Origin of the sequence: Knoellia pratensis, assembly GCF_042666395.1 — a bacterium.
Classification (GTDB): Bacteria; Actinomycetota; Actinomycetes; order Actinomycetales; family Dermatophilaceae; genus Knoellia; species Knoellia pratensis.
Genome location: NZ_JBHTDJ010000001.1, coordinates 819,406 through 832,781 on the forward strand (window position 1 = coordinate 819,406; position 13,376 = coordinate 832,781).

Annotated in this window: 14 protein-coding genes; 8 read left to right on the forward strand and 6 right to left on the reverse strand. The window is 67.5% G+C overall.

The genetic code is table 11. The features are described from left to right. Nucleotides 1-45: 45 nt before the first annotated feature. From ACFQRE_RS03870 to ACFQRE_RS03905, 8 genes are all read left to right on the forward strand, one after another. The gene (locus ACFQRE_RS03870; RefSeq protein ID WP_380119120.1) at nucleotides 46-1,533 is read left to right on the forward strand and encodes a PhoX family protein; all 1,488 of its coding nucleotides are present in this window, start codon (nucleotides 46-48) and stop codon (nucleotides 1,531-1,533) included. A gap of 110 nt (nucleotides 1,534-1,643) precedes the next feature. Beyond that, complete coding sequence (locus ACFQRE_RS03875) at nucleotides 1,644-1,931, forward strand: hypothetical protein (protein ID WP_380119122.1); 288 nt, start codon at nucleotides 1,644-1,646, stop codon at nucleotides 1,929-1,931. Between the two features lie 90 nt (nucleotides 1,932-2,021). Then, complete coding sequence (locus ACFQRE_RS03880) at nucleotides 2,022-2,489, forward strand: SRPBCC family protein (RefSeq protein ID WP_380119125.1); 468 nt, start codon at nucleotides 2,022-2,024, stop codon at nucleotides 2,487-2,489. Nucleotides 2,490-2,515: 26 nt separating this feature from the next. Continuing rightward, complete coding sequence (locus tag ACFQRE_RS03885; protein WP_380119127.1) at nucleotides 2,516-3,559, forward strand: DUF695 domain-containing protein; 1,044 nt, start codon at nucleotides 2,516-2,518, stop codon at nucleotides 3,557-3,559. A 264-nt stretch (nucleotides 3,560-3,823) separates the two neighbouring features. After that, entirely contained in the window at nucleotides 3,824-4,270 is a 447-nt protein-coding gene (locus ACFQRE_RS03890; RefSeq protein ID WP_380119129.1) for a pyridoxamine 5'-phosphate oxidase family protein, read from the forward strand. Nucleotides 4,271-4,412: 142 nt separating this feature from the next. Continuing rightward, nucleotides 4,413-5,774 carry an MFS transporter gene (locus tag ACFQRE_RS03895; protein WP_380119132.1) on the forward strand — a complete coding sequence of 454 codons (1,362 nt, stop codon included), beginning with the start codon at nucleotides 4,413-4,415 and terminating at the stop codon, nucleotides 5,772-5,774. A gap of 106 nt (nucleotides 5,775-5,880) precedes the next feature. Next, nucleotides 5,881-7,368, forward strand: coding sequence for an MFS transporter (locus ACFQRE_RS03900; protein ID WP_380119134.1), 1,488 nt, complete (start codon nucleotides 5,881-5,883; stop codon nucleotides 7,366-7,368). A gap of 10 nt (nucleotides 7,369-7,378) precedes the next feature. Beyond that, nucleotides 7,379-7,939: a universal stress protein gene (locus ACFQRE_RS03905; protein ID WP_380119137.1), complete on the forward strand. Its 561-nt coding sequence runs from the start codon at nucleotides 7,379-7,381 to the stop codon at nucleotides 7,937-7,939. On the opposite strand, the gene ACFQRE_RS03910 is transcribed toward ACFQRE_RS03905, so the two are convergent. The 6 genes from ACFQRE_RS03910 to ACFQRE_RS03935 form a co-directional block, all read right to left on the reverse strand. After that, entirely contained in the window at nucleotides 7,912-8,748 is an 837-nt protein-coding gene (locus ACFQRE_RS03910; protein WP_380119139.1) for an IclR family transcriptional regulator, read from the reverse strand. The genes ACFQRE_RS03905 and ACFQRE_RS03910 overlap by 28 nt on opposite strands. A 79-nt stretch (nucleotides 8,749-8,827) precedes the next feature. After that, nucleotides 8,828-9,760 carry a TauD/TfdA dioxygenase family protein gene (locus ACFQRE_RS03915; RefSeq protein ID WP_380119143.1) on the reverse strand — a complete coding sequence of 311 codons (933 nt, stop codon included), beginning with the start codon at nucleotides 9,758-9,760 and terminating at the stop codon, nucleotides 8,828-8,830. Then, complete coding sequence (locus ACFQRE_RS03920; RefSeq protein WP_380119147.1) at nucleotides 9,757-10,563, reverse strand: ABC transporter ATP-binding protein; 807 nt, start codon at nucleotides 10,561-10,563, stop codon at nucleotides 9,757-9,759. The genes ACFQRE_RS03915 and ACFQRE_RS03920 overlap by 4 nt, the downstream gene beginning before the upstream one ends. After that, on the reverse strand, nucleotides 10,550-11,617 hold the full coding sequence (locus ACFQRE_RS03925) for a taurine ABC transporter substrate-binding protein (protein WP_380119149.1): 1,068 nt from the start codon (nucleotides 11,615-11,617) through the stop codon (nucleotides 10,550-10,552). The genes ACFQRE_RS03920 and ACFQRE_RS03925 overlap by 14 nt, the downstream gene beginning before the upstream one ends. A 32-nt stretch (nucleotides 11,618-11,649) precedes the next feature. Further along, the gene (locus tag ACFQRE_RS03930) at nucleotides 11,650-12,543 is read right to left on the reverse strand and encodes an ABC transporter permease (RefSeq protein ID WP_380119152.1); all 894 of its coding nucleotides are present in this window, start codon (nucleotides 12,541-12,543) and stop codon (nucleotides 11,650-11,652) included. A gap of 316 nt (nucleotides 12,544-12,859) precedes the next feature. Beyond that, nucleotides 12,860-13,297 (reverse strand): MarR family winged helix-turn-helix transcriptional regulator, encoded by a 438-nt coding sequence (locus tag ACFQRE_RS03935; RefSeq protein WP_380119154.1) that lies wholly within the window; start codon nucleotides 13,295-13,297, stop codon nucleotides 12,860-12,862. Nucleotides 13,298-13,376 lie beyond the last annotated feature (79 nt).

The window sequence follows — 13,376 nt, forward strand, 5'->3', positions numbered from 1 at the left end:
ACGGCATACGTTGATCTGATTCCCTGCTCACAAAGGAGTGACGACATGGCAGTTGAACGACGCACCGTTATCAAGAGTGCGGCGGCCGCCGCAGGCGCCACCGCGCTCGCCGGCCCATTCGCTGGACTCATCGCCGGACCGGCTGGAGCCGCGCCCGTCGGCACGCTCGGAGGTCCCGCCTTCCGCGGCCTGCGCGCGACACCCGACCTGCGCGACGGCAAGGTGCGACTCCACCTGCCCGAGGGCTTCAGCTACCGCTCGTTCCACGACACCGAAACGCCCATCACTCTCGACGACGGCACCAAGCTGCCCGGTCGCCACGACGGTATGGGTGCCTTCGAGGGGCCCGGCGGTGACGGCGGCGACATCACCCTCATCCGCAACCACGAGGTCGCCGGTCCCGGCACCGCCTTCGGCCCACAGGGCTCCTGGACCTATGACCCGGGCGCCAAGGGTGGCTGCACCCACATCGACGTCAACGGCCATGGGGAGGTCATGGGCGCCTTCACCGCGATCAACGGGACGGCCAACAACTGCTCCGGCGGGCAGATGCCCTGGGGCGCCTGGGTGACCTGCGAGGAGACCGTCAACGGGCCGGACGTCGGCCCCGACTTCACCGGCGTCCCCAACTCGGGGTTCAGCAAGCCCCACGGCTATGTCTACGAGGTCCCGGTGACGGGCCGCTCCAGCGCCCAGCCGATCACTCAGGCAGGTCGGTTCTCCCACGAGGCCGTGTCGTTCGACCCGCGCGAGGGGCGCCTCTATCTGACCGAGGACAACTTCGCGTTCCCTTCGGGCTTCTACCGCTACACGCCGGCGACCAACCCGATGAAGTCCGGTCACCTCGACAACGACGGCAGCCTCCAGATGCTCGCCATCAAGGGCATGCCGAACGCGCACCTCGAGGGCCATCAGGACAAGGGCGCCGTCTACTCCGTGGAGTGGGTCGACATCGCCGATCCGGACCCGACCTTCACGCCGGGGCCGAGCGGCCAACTGCCCAGCAACAACTCGGCGCTCGTGGCGGTCGGCGACCAGGGGCGGGCCCTCGGCGCTGCCGGCTTCTCCCGACTGGAGGGCCAGATCTTCAAGAACGGAGTCGTCTACTTCACCTCCACCCAGGCGGGCGGTGCACCCGAGACCGGTCCCGAGCTGATCACCGGCTACGGCAACGGTTTTGGCCAGGTCTGGGCCTACGACACCCGCTCCGAGAAGCTCCGACTCGTCTACCAGTCGCCGGGCAAGCAGACCTTCGACTTCCCCGACAACATCACCGTGAGCAACCGCGGCACCCTCGTCGTCTGCGAGGACAGCAACCAGGACAACTACGTGCGCGGCCTCAGCCGTGGCGGCCAGCTCTGGGACATCGCCCTCAACCGCGCCGAGTCCGCCCGCACCGGATTGCCGCGCTACGACGACGAGTTCGCCGGATCGACGTTCAGCCCCGACGGCCAGACGCTGTTCGTCAACATCCAGGCCAGCGCGGGCATGAGCTTCGCGATCTGGGGCCCGTGGGAGCGCATGGGCGTCTGACGCTGTTTGTCCTGTCCCACAGCGCAATTCGGCGTATGCCGGTCAGTCACCTGGCCGGCATACGCCGAGGTCATGTTTGTCAGCAGGCGCACTCGGCGGTGGCAGGTGACATGTTCGGACATTCGGGTTTGGGAGCCACGTCGGGACGGTACGAGGACTCGACCGACACGGTCACCGCGTGCGGAAATGACTACCACGGCGGGTATGCCCAGCTGAAGGTTCAGCAAGCAGACGGCTCCTGGGCTGACAAGGAGCCCGTCAGGACCGGGGCGAGGACCTGTTATTCCGAGCGGCGCGAGGTTCAGCGTGAGAACGCGATGCTCAAGCTCGTGATCTGTCAGCTCGGTGACTGGGGTCAGACCCAGTACTGCGAGACCAAGACCTTCTCGGGCGCCTGAGACTGGACCTGGATACAGGGCGGGCGTATGCAGGGTGCCATCACCCGGCATACACCCGCCTTTGGTCTGTGGTCGTGTCACGCTGACGGCATGGCCATCGTGAAGCTGTCGCAGTCTCGTGCCGTCCCCGTCCCGGTCGAGGAGGCGTTCGACCGGCTGCTGCCGCACCCGCTGCCCGAGATCTTCCGGCGCCGCAGTCTGGCGATCCCTCCGATCAAGGAGGTTCGCGACCAGGTGGGGCAGTGGGGTGCCGTCGGCGAGACGCGCACGATCGTGACCACTGACGGCGGGACGCTGCGCGAGACGCTGACGTCCGTGGAGCGGCCGGGGTCGTTCGCCTACTCGATCACGCCGCTGTCAGGTCCGATGAAGCCGCTCATCGCGGGTGCCGACGGTCGGTGGTCGTTTGAGTCAGCGGGGACGGGCACGCGGATCACGTGGGCGTGGGAGATCACCCCGACCACGGCCGGACGCTTGCTGATGCCGGCGTTCGGCGCGATGTGGAACACCTACGCGCGCAAGGCACTCGAGCAGGTCGAGGCCATCCTGCTGAAGTGAGCCGTGTCCGGTGCGAGGATTTGCGCATGGGGATCTTCCGTCGCAAGGCCCAACCCGGCCCGGGTGTGGGGCAACAGCAGGCCATCGACGAGTTCTGGGCGTGGTGGACGGCCGAAGGTGCGGCCGCAACCGCCCGGGGCATCGCCGACCGCGACCCGTCGTCGATGGTCGAACCGATCTCGACACGGGTGAAGGCGATCGACCAGGGGCTGGCGTGGGAGCTCGGCCCGGGTCGCGGCGCCGCGCACCTGCTCGTCGTGTCACCCGAAGGCAATCCGGAAGTGCGGGCGGCCGCACGGCGATGGCTGCGGAGCGCGCCGAGTGCTGATGCCACGTGGGAGTACGCCGACAGTAGGCAGCGTGGCTCCTGCGACGGGTCCCTTGAGATCGGCCCACACCGAATCGGGTTCTCCGAGGTCGTGATTGGGGCGCGCCGTGAGGGTACGCATCTCGACGTGACCGTGCACCACCCGAGCTTCCATGACCTGCCCGAAGACGTGCGCCAGCAGGTCACCATGCTCGCCCTGGACGAGGCCATCGGTGAGAACGACGTCGAGACCTGGCTCGGCCACATCGGCCCGTCTGTGGAGGCGCCTCTGGACGGCTTCCCCCTGGTGCACCTCGCTGCAGTGGTCGATGGGTTGGCTGCCGAGCATCGCGATGACGAAGGTGAAATGACGTGGGCCCTCCTCCAGGGTGAGGGGCCGGCAGGGCGGGTCATCGCCTCGGCCCAGGTGCCCTTGCGTGCGACCACCTCGCCGGAGCTCGACCATCACGTGGCCGTGTCGGTTTCCTATGCGGATCGCACCGAGGAAGGGTTGCCCGGCGACGGGTCGCTGTCGGCCCTGCGGGCATTGGAGGACCATGTGGCCGAGCGTCTTGGTGGGTCTGGTCGGATCGTGGCCCACGAGACGGGGGCTGGCATTCGGACTATGCACTTCTATGTCGACTCCACCGGTCCTGGAGCGTCGGTCGTGCGCGCGGCCGTCACTGGTTGGGACCAGGGCCGCTGCGGGGTCGAGGACGAGTCCGACCCCGCCTGGAACCGCGTCGCCCACCTCCGCACGTGAACCGCAAAGGACTTCACTCCCTGGGGCGAGTCGAGATGGACCGACACGCCGTGCGGGGGAAGCGCGCGCAGCGTGTCGGTCCATCTCGACTTACGGCGCACTGGGAATCCTCGGGGTTTCGGCTCCCTTGATGTCGAGAACCTTGTGGTGGCTCCGTCTCAGAGACGTGAGCGGCCCATTCGGGCCGTGTGACCAGAGGGAGGAAGCACCATGGACACCCAGGAGATCACCGAGGTCCTCAACCGGTCCTACAGCTAGGAGCTATTGAACCGCGACCTGACCCGACTGGCCTATGTCGCCAAGGACGGCACGCCTCGCACCGTCCCCATCGCCTTCGCGTGGAACGGCACGACCATCGTCATGTGCACGACCAAGAACGCACCCAAGCTCCACGCGCTGCGCGAGAACCCGATGGTGGCGATGACCATCGACACCGAAGTCCACCCGCCCAAGATCCTGCTCATCCGTGGTCGGGCAGAGCTCGACCACACCGACGGCATCCCGGCCGAGTATCTCGAGGCCAACAGCACCTACGAGATGACGGCCGAGCAGCGGGTCGAGTGGGAGAAGGAGATCCGTTCGCTCTACGCCGACGGCATGGTCCGGATCCTCGTGACCCCGACGTGGGCCAAGCTCATCGACTTCGAGACCACCCTGCCGAGCGCCGTCCAGGAGCTGGTGGAGCAGCGCGAGGAACGCCAGCGCGCCTGAACGGACTCCACGAGGTCGTGGCCCGGAAACCCGGTGGCGCGTTGTCGGTGCTCGGGTGGAGGCTGGACCCAGACCTCGAGCCAGCGGGTGAGCCCACCGTGGGCTTGACCTCAAGTTGACATGAGCAATGAGGATTCAGACCATGGCGCGCCCGGACAGCGACACCACAGACAGCGACACCACGACCAGCACCACGACCAGCACCACGACCAGCACCATGCCCGCGTCGGCAGAGCCGACCGAGCGGAAGCTGCCGCGCGCCCTCACACCCTTCCGCGGGGCGGCATACCGGCGTCTTGCTGTTGCTCTGGTCTTCTCGACGTTCGCCAACGGTGTGTGGGCGATCGCCCAGGTCTGGGAAGTCGTGCGCATCGGCGGAGGCGCATCGCAGCTGAGCGTTGTCGCCACGGCTGCGGCGCTCGGCGTGATCATCCCCGCGCTGCTCGCTGGTGTCGTCGCCGACCGCATCCCGCAGAAGCGGATCCTCCTCGTGGTCGCGGGCGTCGAGCTCCTCTGCATGGCGCTGGTCGCGACGCTCTCGCTCCTCGACATCACCCAGCTGTGGATGCTCGCGACGGTGGCGTTCGTCAACGGGATGGCGATGGCGTTCTACTTCCCGGCCTACACCGCCTGGCTGCCCGCGCTCGTCGAGCCGCGCGACCTCATGGCAGTCAACGGTTTCGAGGGAATGGTCCGGCCGACGATCGGCCAGGCCATCGGCCCCGCAGTCGCCGGTGCGGCCATCGCCGCCGCGAGCCCCGGTGCGGCCATCGTCATCGCCGCGACGTCCGTCCTCCTGGGACTGCTCGCGCTGATGACCGTGCCCGAGACACCTCTGCGCCGACAGCTCGACGACAGCCACTCGCAACACCCGATCGGTTCGGCGTTCGCCGACATGCGCGAAGGCTTCTCCTACATGGTGCGTACGCCGTGGCTGCTCGCGACGCTCCTCTTCGCCAGCCTCATGATCCTCGTGATGATGGGGCCGTTCGAGGTGCTCGTCCCGTTCCTCATCAAGGACCGGCTCGGCGGCGGCCCGCGTGAACACGCCTGGGTCCTGGCCGCGTTCGGTATCGGTGGCGCGATCGGTTCGCTCGTCATGGCCTCATTGCGTATGCCGCGTCGCTACCTGACGTGGATGAACCTCCTGTGGGGCGTGGGCTCGCTCCCGCTCGCAGTCATCGGGTATGCCGGTCACATCTGGATCGTGATCGCTGCGGCTTTCGTTCTGGGCACGACCTTCTCGGCGCCGATGGTCATCTGGGGGACGTTGCTCCAACGGCGCGTGCCTCCCCACCTCATGGGCAGGGTGTCGAGCCTGGACTTCTTCGTGTCGATCTCGCTCATGCCGGTGTCGATGGCGCTCGCGGGCCCGGTGTCGCACGCGATTGGCATCCGACCGACCTTCCTCATCGCGGGCATCGTGCCGGGCATCATCGCGGTCATCGCCATCCTGTGGGCCAAGCTGCCTGCGGACGAGATCGCGAACCCCCTCCGCGACTGAGTTCGATTGTCCGAATGCTAAACCTGCAGGTCAGGGGCACGCGGCGTAACGTGCAACCTCGTGCCCGGCCACCGTCGGGCACTCCGTTTCACCTGAGGGAGCACGGATGTCGACAGCTGACGTCACCGAAAACAAGGTCGAAGAGAAGCCCACCCGGAGTCTGATTCCGGCGCGAATGCACGATATGCCATGGTCCAAATTCCATTGGATGGTCATCTTCGGACTGGGCACTGCGTGGATCCTTGACGGACTCGAGGTCCAGATCGTCGCGGCCGGTGGCTTCGAGAAGTCTCTCTCGATGAGCACCGCCGAGATCGGGCTCGCCGGATCGGTCTACCTCGTCGGCCAAGTCGTGGGAGCACTCTTCTTCGGTCGCCTCACCGACACGCTGGGCCGCAAGAAGCTCTTCACCATGACCCTGGCGCTCTATCTCGTCGCGTCCGGACTGGCGGCGTTCTCGCCGAACATGTTCGTCTTCCTCGCGCTGCGCTTCGTCGCCGGCATGGGCATCGGTGGTGAGTACTCCGCAGTGAACTCGGCCGTCGACGAACTCATCCCCGGACGCTTCCGTGGACGCGTCGACCTCGCCATCAACGGCACCTACTGGTTCGGTGCCGGCATCGGTGCCTTCGCGAGCCTCTTCCTCCTCGACACCGACCGCTTCGGTGAGAACGTCGGCTGGCGCATCGCCTTCCTCATCGGCCCGGTCCTGGGTCTCGCGATCATCTACCTGCGTCGCCACATCCCCGAGAGTCCGCGCTGGATGGTCACGCACGGCAAGGGCGAGGAGGCCGAGCGCATCGTCTCTGGCATCGAGGCGGAGGTCGTCGCCGCTGGCAAGAGGCTGCCCACGCTCGACGAGGAGAAGGACAGCATGTGGGTCAAGCCGCGCGAGGGTCTCACCCCCAAGCAGCTCGCCTACGTCTTCTTCAAGCTCTACCCGAAGCGGACGGTGCTCGGCGCGACCTTGATGATCACGCAGTCCTTCCTCTACAACGCGATCTTCTTCACCTACTCGCTCGTGCTGCAGAACTTCTATGACAAGACGGCGTCGAGTGCGGCTGTCTACTTCTTCCCGTTCGCCATCGGGAACCTGCTCGGGCCACTGCTCCTCGGTCCGCTCTTCGACACCGTCGGCCGGCGCAAGATGATCGGCGGCTGCTATGCCTTCGCGGCGATCGTCCTGGCAATCTCGGCGTTCCTCTTCAACGCCGGCACCCTGTCGGCGGGAACGCACACGGCCTTCTGGTGCGTCGCCTTCTTCTTCGCCTCGGCGGGTGCCTCGGCCGGCTACCTCACCGTCTCCGAGATCTTCCCCCAGGAGGCGCGCGGCCAGGCGATCTCGTACTTCTTCGCCATCGCCCAGGTCTTCGGCGCACTCGGCCCGGTCTTCTACGGCTGGCTCATCGGTGAGGGGGAAAACCGCACTCCGATGTTCTGGGGCTACCTCATCGCCTCCGGGATCATGCTCATCGGAGCGGCCGTCGCGGCCGTCTGGGGTGTCGATGCCGAGGGCAAGTCACTCGAGGAGATCGCACCTCCGCTCAGCAGCTATGACAAGGACGGCAACGAGACCGTCCACCTTCCGGTCTGAGGAGGCTGCCGTGACTGACGAAGTCCGGGTGCAACGTCCCTACACCGTGATCGTCGGGGTCAGTGCGAAGTCGAAGTCGCCGACTGCCCTTGAGTGGGCCGCAGCCCAGGTCGCGCAGAACAACGGTCGGCTCATCGCCGTCCGTGCCTGGCGGCCACCCGTCCCTGCGGGTACGACGTCCGGTGGCATCGCCGCGCGAGTGACCGACGAAGCGATGTCCGAGCGCTCCCAACAAACGGCCCTCGCGTCAGATGTTGCCGAGGTCCTCGGAGACGACCACTTCGCCGAGGTGCTGGCGATCCGCGGTGGCAAGCGCAAAGTGCTTCTTGCCGCGGCTGCCGATGCGGATCTGCTCGTCGTCGACGCTCCTCGCAGCTTCACCGGTGCTCCGTTGTTCGCCCAGCGGTTGGTGGACTCGGCGACGTGTCCCGTCGTGGTCATGCCACCGCGGATGTCGCAGGAGCCGCCGACTGCGATCGAGCGCGCAAGTCGTGCGGTGGGTCGGGCTGCGGTGAGGTCCGCCGCCCTCGCAGGACGCCCCGGCTATCGCCCGCCGATGGCTCGCGGCTGAGGACTGACGCTCGGTCCACGCGGCTGCCGGTGCAGCCGCGTGGACAGGTCGTCAGCGGCGTGGCCGACCGCCGCCACGAGTTTGCCCAGAGCCGCGTCGTCGACGAGTTCGGAGCGGAAGGTCACCGCGACCGACGCCACCGGGTGGTCGCTGTGGTCGAGCACTGCCACGGCCACGGACTTCAGTCCGCTCGTGATGTGACCGTCCTCCACGGCATACCCGCGTTGTCTGACGGCCTGGAGAAGCGAGCGCAACTGATTCGGCGTCGCGGGCCCGTGTCCGTCGCGCTGCACCAACGCGTCGGCGTGCGGGAAGAGCGCGCGAATCTGACCCGCAGGCAGGGACGCCAGCATGGCGAGCCCGGTCGCGGTGAGAGTGGCGGGCAGTCGCACGCCGACATCGGAGACGAGGACCGGCCCCTTGGGCGCGCGCTGCTCGATGACATAGAGGACGTCACGCCCGTGCAGGACCGCAAGGTGCGCGTTGTGTCCGGTCGCGTCGACGAGCCTGTCGAGGGTGCTGCGGGCGATGCGCTGCAACGGAGCCTGCCGCTGATAGGCAGAACCCAGTTCGTATGCCGCGACGCCCAGTCCGTAGCGACGCTCACCTTCGAGGTGCGAGACGTAGCCGCGATCCCGCAGGACCGCGAGCAGGTGATACGTGCTGGAGCGGGGCAGGCCGAGCTCGCGAGCGATCGTGGCTGCGGGGAGCGGCTCACCTCGACGCCCGAGCAGCTCCAACACGTCCAGCGCGTGTCCGGCCGCCGGTGCAGTGCTGCTGGCTCCGCCACGGGTGCCGGTCCTGGTCATGCGCACCAACAAAAGCGAAGCGCGACGAGAAGGTAATCACACGGCATACGCGCACTGTATCCGTGCCGGAAGGCCCGGCTCAGGACGAGAGCTGTGGACCCACCGGGACGTCCCCTCGCAGAGTGATCCGGTGCATGACGCGGTGGGCGTCGCCGTAGTCACGGTTGGCGTAGTGGGCCGTGCTGCGGTTGTCCCACAGTGCGACGTCGCCTTGCGACCAGCGGTGGCGCACAACGTGTTCGGGCTTGGTCAGGTGGGCATAGAGGATGTCGAGGATCCCGCGGCTCTCAGCATCGGACACCCCGGCAATGTGGGAGGTGAAGCCCGGGTTGACGAAGAGTCCCTTGCGGCCGCTCTCGGGGTGAACCCGGACGACGGGGTGCTCGACCGGGTCCAGCCGGGTGAAGGTCTTGCCTTCCCACTGGTTGCCCTTGCCGGCACGCTGCGCGAGGTAGTAGCCGAACTCGCGGTTGCCGTCGTGCACGGCGACGAGCGGGTCGATGAGCGCTTGGATGCCGGGCGTCAGGGACTCGTAGGCGAGCTGGCTGTCGGCCCAGTTGGTGTCCCCGCCATGGGCGGGGAGCGCGACGGCGCGCAGGATTGAGATCGCCGGGGGTCGGTCGACGAACGTCACGTCGGTGTGCCAGATGTCGGCAAAACCGTTGTCCTGACTGTCGATCGCATAGACCTCGGGCGCCACGTCTGGGCCGGAGTCGTGCACCGGATGGCCGGCGGTGAGCTCACCGAACCGGCGGCCGAAGTAGATCTGCGCGGCGTCGGCGACATGCTGCCCACTGAGGAAGAGCACCTTGAAGCTGACGAGGGCGTCACGCAGTGCCACGACCTGCTCGTCACTGATGTGGTCGAGGTTGACGCCCACGACCTCGGCGCCGAAGCTCGGGCCGAGCGGGTTGGCCTGGAAGCCGACCGAGGCCAGGGACTCCATCGCCCCCGCAATGGACGGCGTCGTTCCGGCGGCGGTGGCGATGGGACGGGTCGGGGTGAGTGTCATGAGGCTGCCTTTCTTGAGGTGTGCCGCGCGGTCGCAGCGGACTTGACGGCGTGGGCGACCTCGGCACGAAGGCGAGTGAACTCCGCGGACGTTCGGAGGTCGTCGGCATCCACGCCGGAGCGCGGCAGGTCGATGGACAGGTCGAGGGCCGTCGTGCCCGGCCGGTCCGTGAGGACGACGATGCGTGAACCGAGGAAGACGGCCTCCTCGGCGGAATGGGTGACGAAGACGATCGTTCGTCCCGTCTCGTGGCTCACCTGTCGGAGGTCTTCCTGTAGGCGTTCACGGGTGAGGGCGTCGAGCGCGGCGAACGGTTCGTCGAGGAGCAACGTCGAGCTGTCACCGGCGAGAGCCCGGGCGATCGCCACACGCTGCTGCTGCCCGCCCGAGATCTCCCAGATCCACCGGTCGGACACTCCAGCCAGCCCGACGCGGTCCAGGAGTTCATCGCGAAGGTGAGGTCGATCGGCCTTGGGGACACCGGCATACCGGAGGGCGAGCTCGACGTTTCCGCCGACGGTGCGCCACGGGAAGAGGCGCGGCTGTTGGAAGACGACGCCAGCCGATTCGCCGGGCCGCGGCGCGCGACCGGTGATCTCGACGGTACCGAGAGTGGGCTGCTCGAAGCCCGCGATGAGGCGCAGCAACGTGCTCTTGCCACACCCCGATGCGCCGACGAGGACGAGGAACTCACCGGCGGGCACGGACAGCGAGACCGGTCCGACGGCGGAGACGACTGATCCACGCTGGCCGTAGTCCCTGGTCACGCCGTCAAGGGCGATCGCGATCTCAGCCGAGGACATCGGGAAGTCCTTTGAGGTAGAGCGCCTTCGTGATCGTGTCGGCGGTCGCTGCCGACGGCACCTGCTTCTGAGCGGCGAGGAACTGGGCGGCGCTCGTCAGGTAGGTCGCGAGCTTGCCCGGTTGCCCCTCCACACCCAGCCATTCCGGCGACGACACCTCCTCGGGTGTGAGGAAGACGCCCTGCTTGAGCTGAGCGACCGCGTCGGCCTCGGGGATGCCCAGTTCCGCCGCGACGGTCCTGGCGGCAGCTGCGGGGTCAGCCTTGATGGAGCGCAGCGCCTCCGCTTGCACCTTGCGCCACGCGTCGATGGCGGCCGGGTCGCGGGCGATGAGCGCGTCGGTGACCACTCCGAGGTCGAGGGTGGGTTTGCCTGCCGTGGCGATCCTGGCGCTGCTCGTGAGCTGGGTTCCGGTCTTGCGCAGCTCATCGAGCGTCGGAAGCCACACGTATGCCGCGTCGATGTCCTTGCGCTGCCAGGCACCGAGAATTGCCTGGGGCTGGAGGTCGATGAGCTTGACGTCGGTGGCCTTGAGCCCGGCGGTCTCGAGAGCGGCGAGGAGGCTGAAGTGGGCGGTCGACGCGAACGGGGTGGCCACGACCTTGCCCTTGAGCCCCGCGACCTCCGTGACACCGGAGTCCTTGTGGGCGATGAGGGCTTCGTTCTCACCCGCGACGTCAAGGATGAACGCGACCTTGTAGGGGATCGGCGAACTGCCGGACAGGCCCCGGGCGAGCGGGCTGGAGCCCAGGGCGGCGATGTCGAGGGACTTGCCAATGAAGGCCTGGTTGACGCTCGCGCCGGAGTCGAACTTGATCCAGGTGATCTTGTGGTCAGGCAGGGCCTTCTGGAGCAGGCCGCGGTTCTTGACGAGCAGGTCACCGCTTGGGAAGGCGAAGTAGCCAATCCGCAGCTCCTTCGATCCACTGCCGGACGCACCGGCACTGTCGGAGCAACCCGCCGCTAGGAGAGCGGTGCTCGCCAGCCCTCCGAGGAGAAGCCCGCGGCGACGGATCGTCGACGTGGTGGTGACTGCAAGAGAGGGCCTGTTCATGGTGAGTGCTTTCTTGGTGGTTGTTGAGGGAGTCATGCGAGACCGCGCCAAGGCACGACGGCGCGTTCGAGCCAGAGGAGGAGGGAGTCGATTGCCAGACCGGACAGGCCGATGGTGACGATGCCGGCGAGGACGACCGGCGTGTTGTTGTAGTTCGCGGCGTCCTTGACCATCCCGCCGATACCGGGCAGTCCGTTGACGAGTTCGGCGGCGACGAGGGAGGAGTAGGCGACGCCCACAGCGAGGCGTACGCCGGTGAGGACCTCGGGCAGCGCCGAGGGAAAGACGACATCCACGACGGTTGACCAGCGCGATCCGCCGAGTGCCCTCGCCGCCTCGATGAGGCTCTGGGGGGCCGAGGCCACGGCTGCGGTCGTCGCGACCGCCACCGGCGGGAAGGCGGCAACGGCAAGCAGCGTCACCTTGGGCTCCTCGTTGATGCCGAGCCAGATGATCAGCAGCGAGAAGTAGGCCAGCGGGGGGAGCGTGCGCAGGAAGGTGATCCAGGGCTCGAAGAGCGACCGGGCCCACGGTGTGGTCCCCATGATCAGCCCGAAGACGACCCCGAGGACGATGCCGATGCTGGCGCCGATACCGATGCGGCGCAAGCTGATTGCCAGATGCTCGATGAGCGTCGTGCCGTTGTAGCCACGGACCCCGTCGTGGGTCGTGGACAGATCCTTGAACGCCTGCCACACCGCGGACGGTGGCGGCACGAGGGTCTCGCTCCAGAGCTGGGCGGCGGCGACCACCTGCCACAGGGCGAGGAAGAGGACCAGCGACAGGACGGGCAATGCAAGGCGTCGGGCCCCCGACCCGGCGCGTCTGCGAGCCGGCTGCTGAGGCGGCGCAGGCTGGGCGGGTCGTGCAGGTTGTGCGACCTCGGTGGGGCTGGTTTCGAGCGGGGGAGCAGACAGGGTACTCACGAGGAACCTCGACTTCGGACAGATCGGCTCGGAGGGCGGGCAGACAGCCGCGACGAGCAGGTCGTCAGTCGACGAGGGCGAAGAAGGGACTCCTCACAGGGGAGCCGGCACCATCAGCGTCGCGGCAAGGGCGCGCGACAACAGGCACCCTCGACGCGGCACAGGTCGATGACCCGGCGCTGAGTGAGGGGCGTGGTGAACATGGACAATTCCTACCCAATCACCCGGAGATGAGCGATGGTGTGACCACGGACTGGACAGGCAGCATCCGGCAAGGTGACGGCATACCTGCCGAACTGCCGGACGCACGCAGGTGTCAGTGGTCGTCGACGAGGCCGTTGAGGATGCGGGCCAAGGTCGCCCGGTCGCGTTCGCTCAGGTCGGCGAAGTAGCTCTCGTGATCGGCTCGCCGCGCCGTGTCGAGCTCGTCGAGCACCCGGCGCCCGTTGGCCGTCAAAGACACCTGCGTGGCGCGACGGTCGGTCGGGTCCGCCTCACGTGCCACGAACCCGCGCTTCTCGAGCGAGTCGACGACGTCGGTCACTGAGCGAGGTGCGATGCGTAGGTGTTGGGCGACCACTCCCAGCCGGGTGGGCTCGTGCGACCCGATGACCCGTAGCGCCCGCGACTCGTGCGGCGTCACGCCCCAGGGCTCGAGCGTCTCGGCGAACCGACGGCGCAGTCCCCGCGCCACCTGCATGACGAGCTCGCCCAGAGCGGGTTCGGAGGTGGACGAGGAGGGGGCGGGCGGCATACGGGGAATGATATCCACCACTAGCCTGTTTCACTCATTGTGAGTTAACCTCACCAATTGCGTTTCAAGCGCATGACTT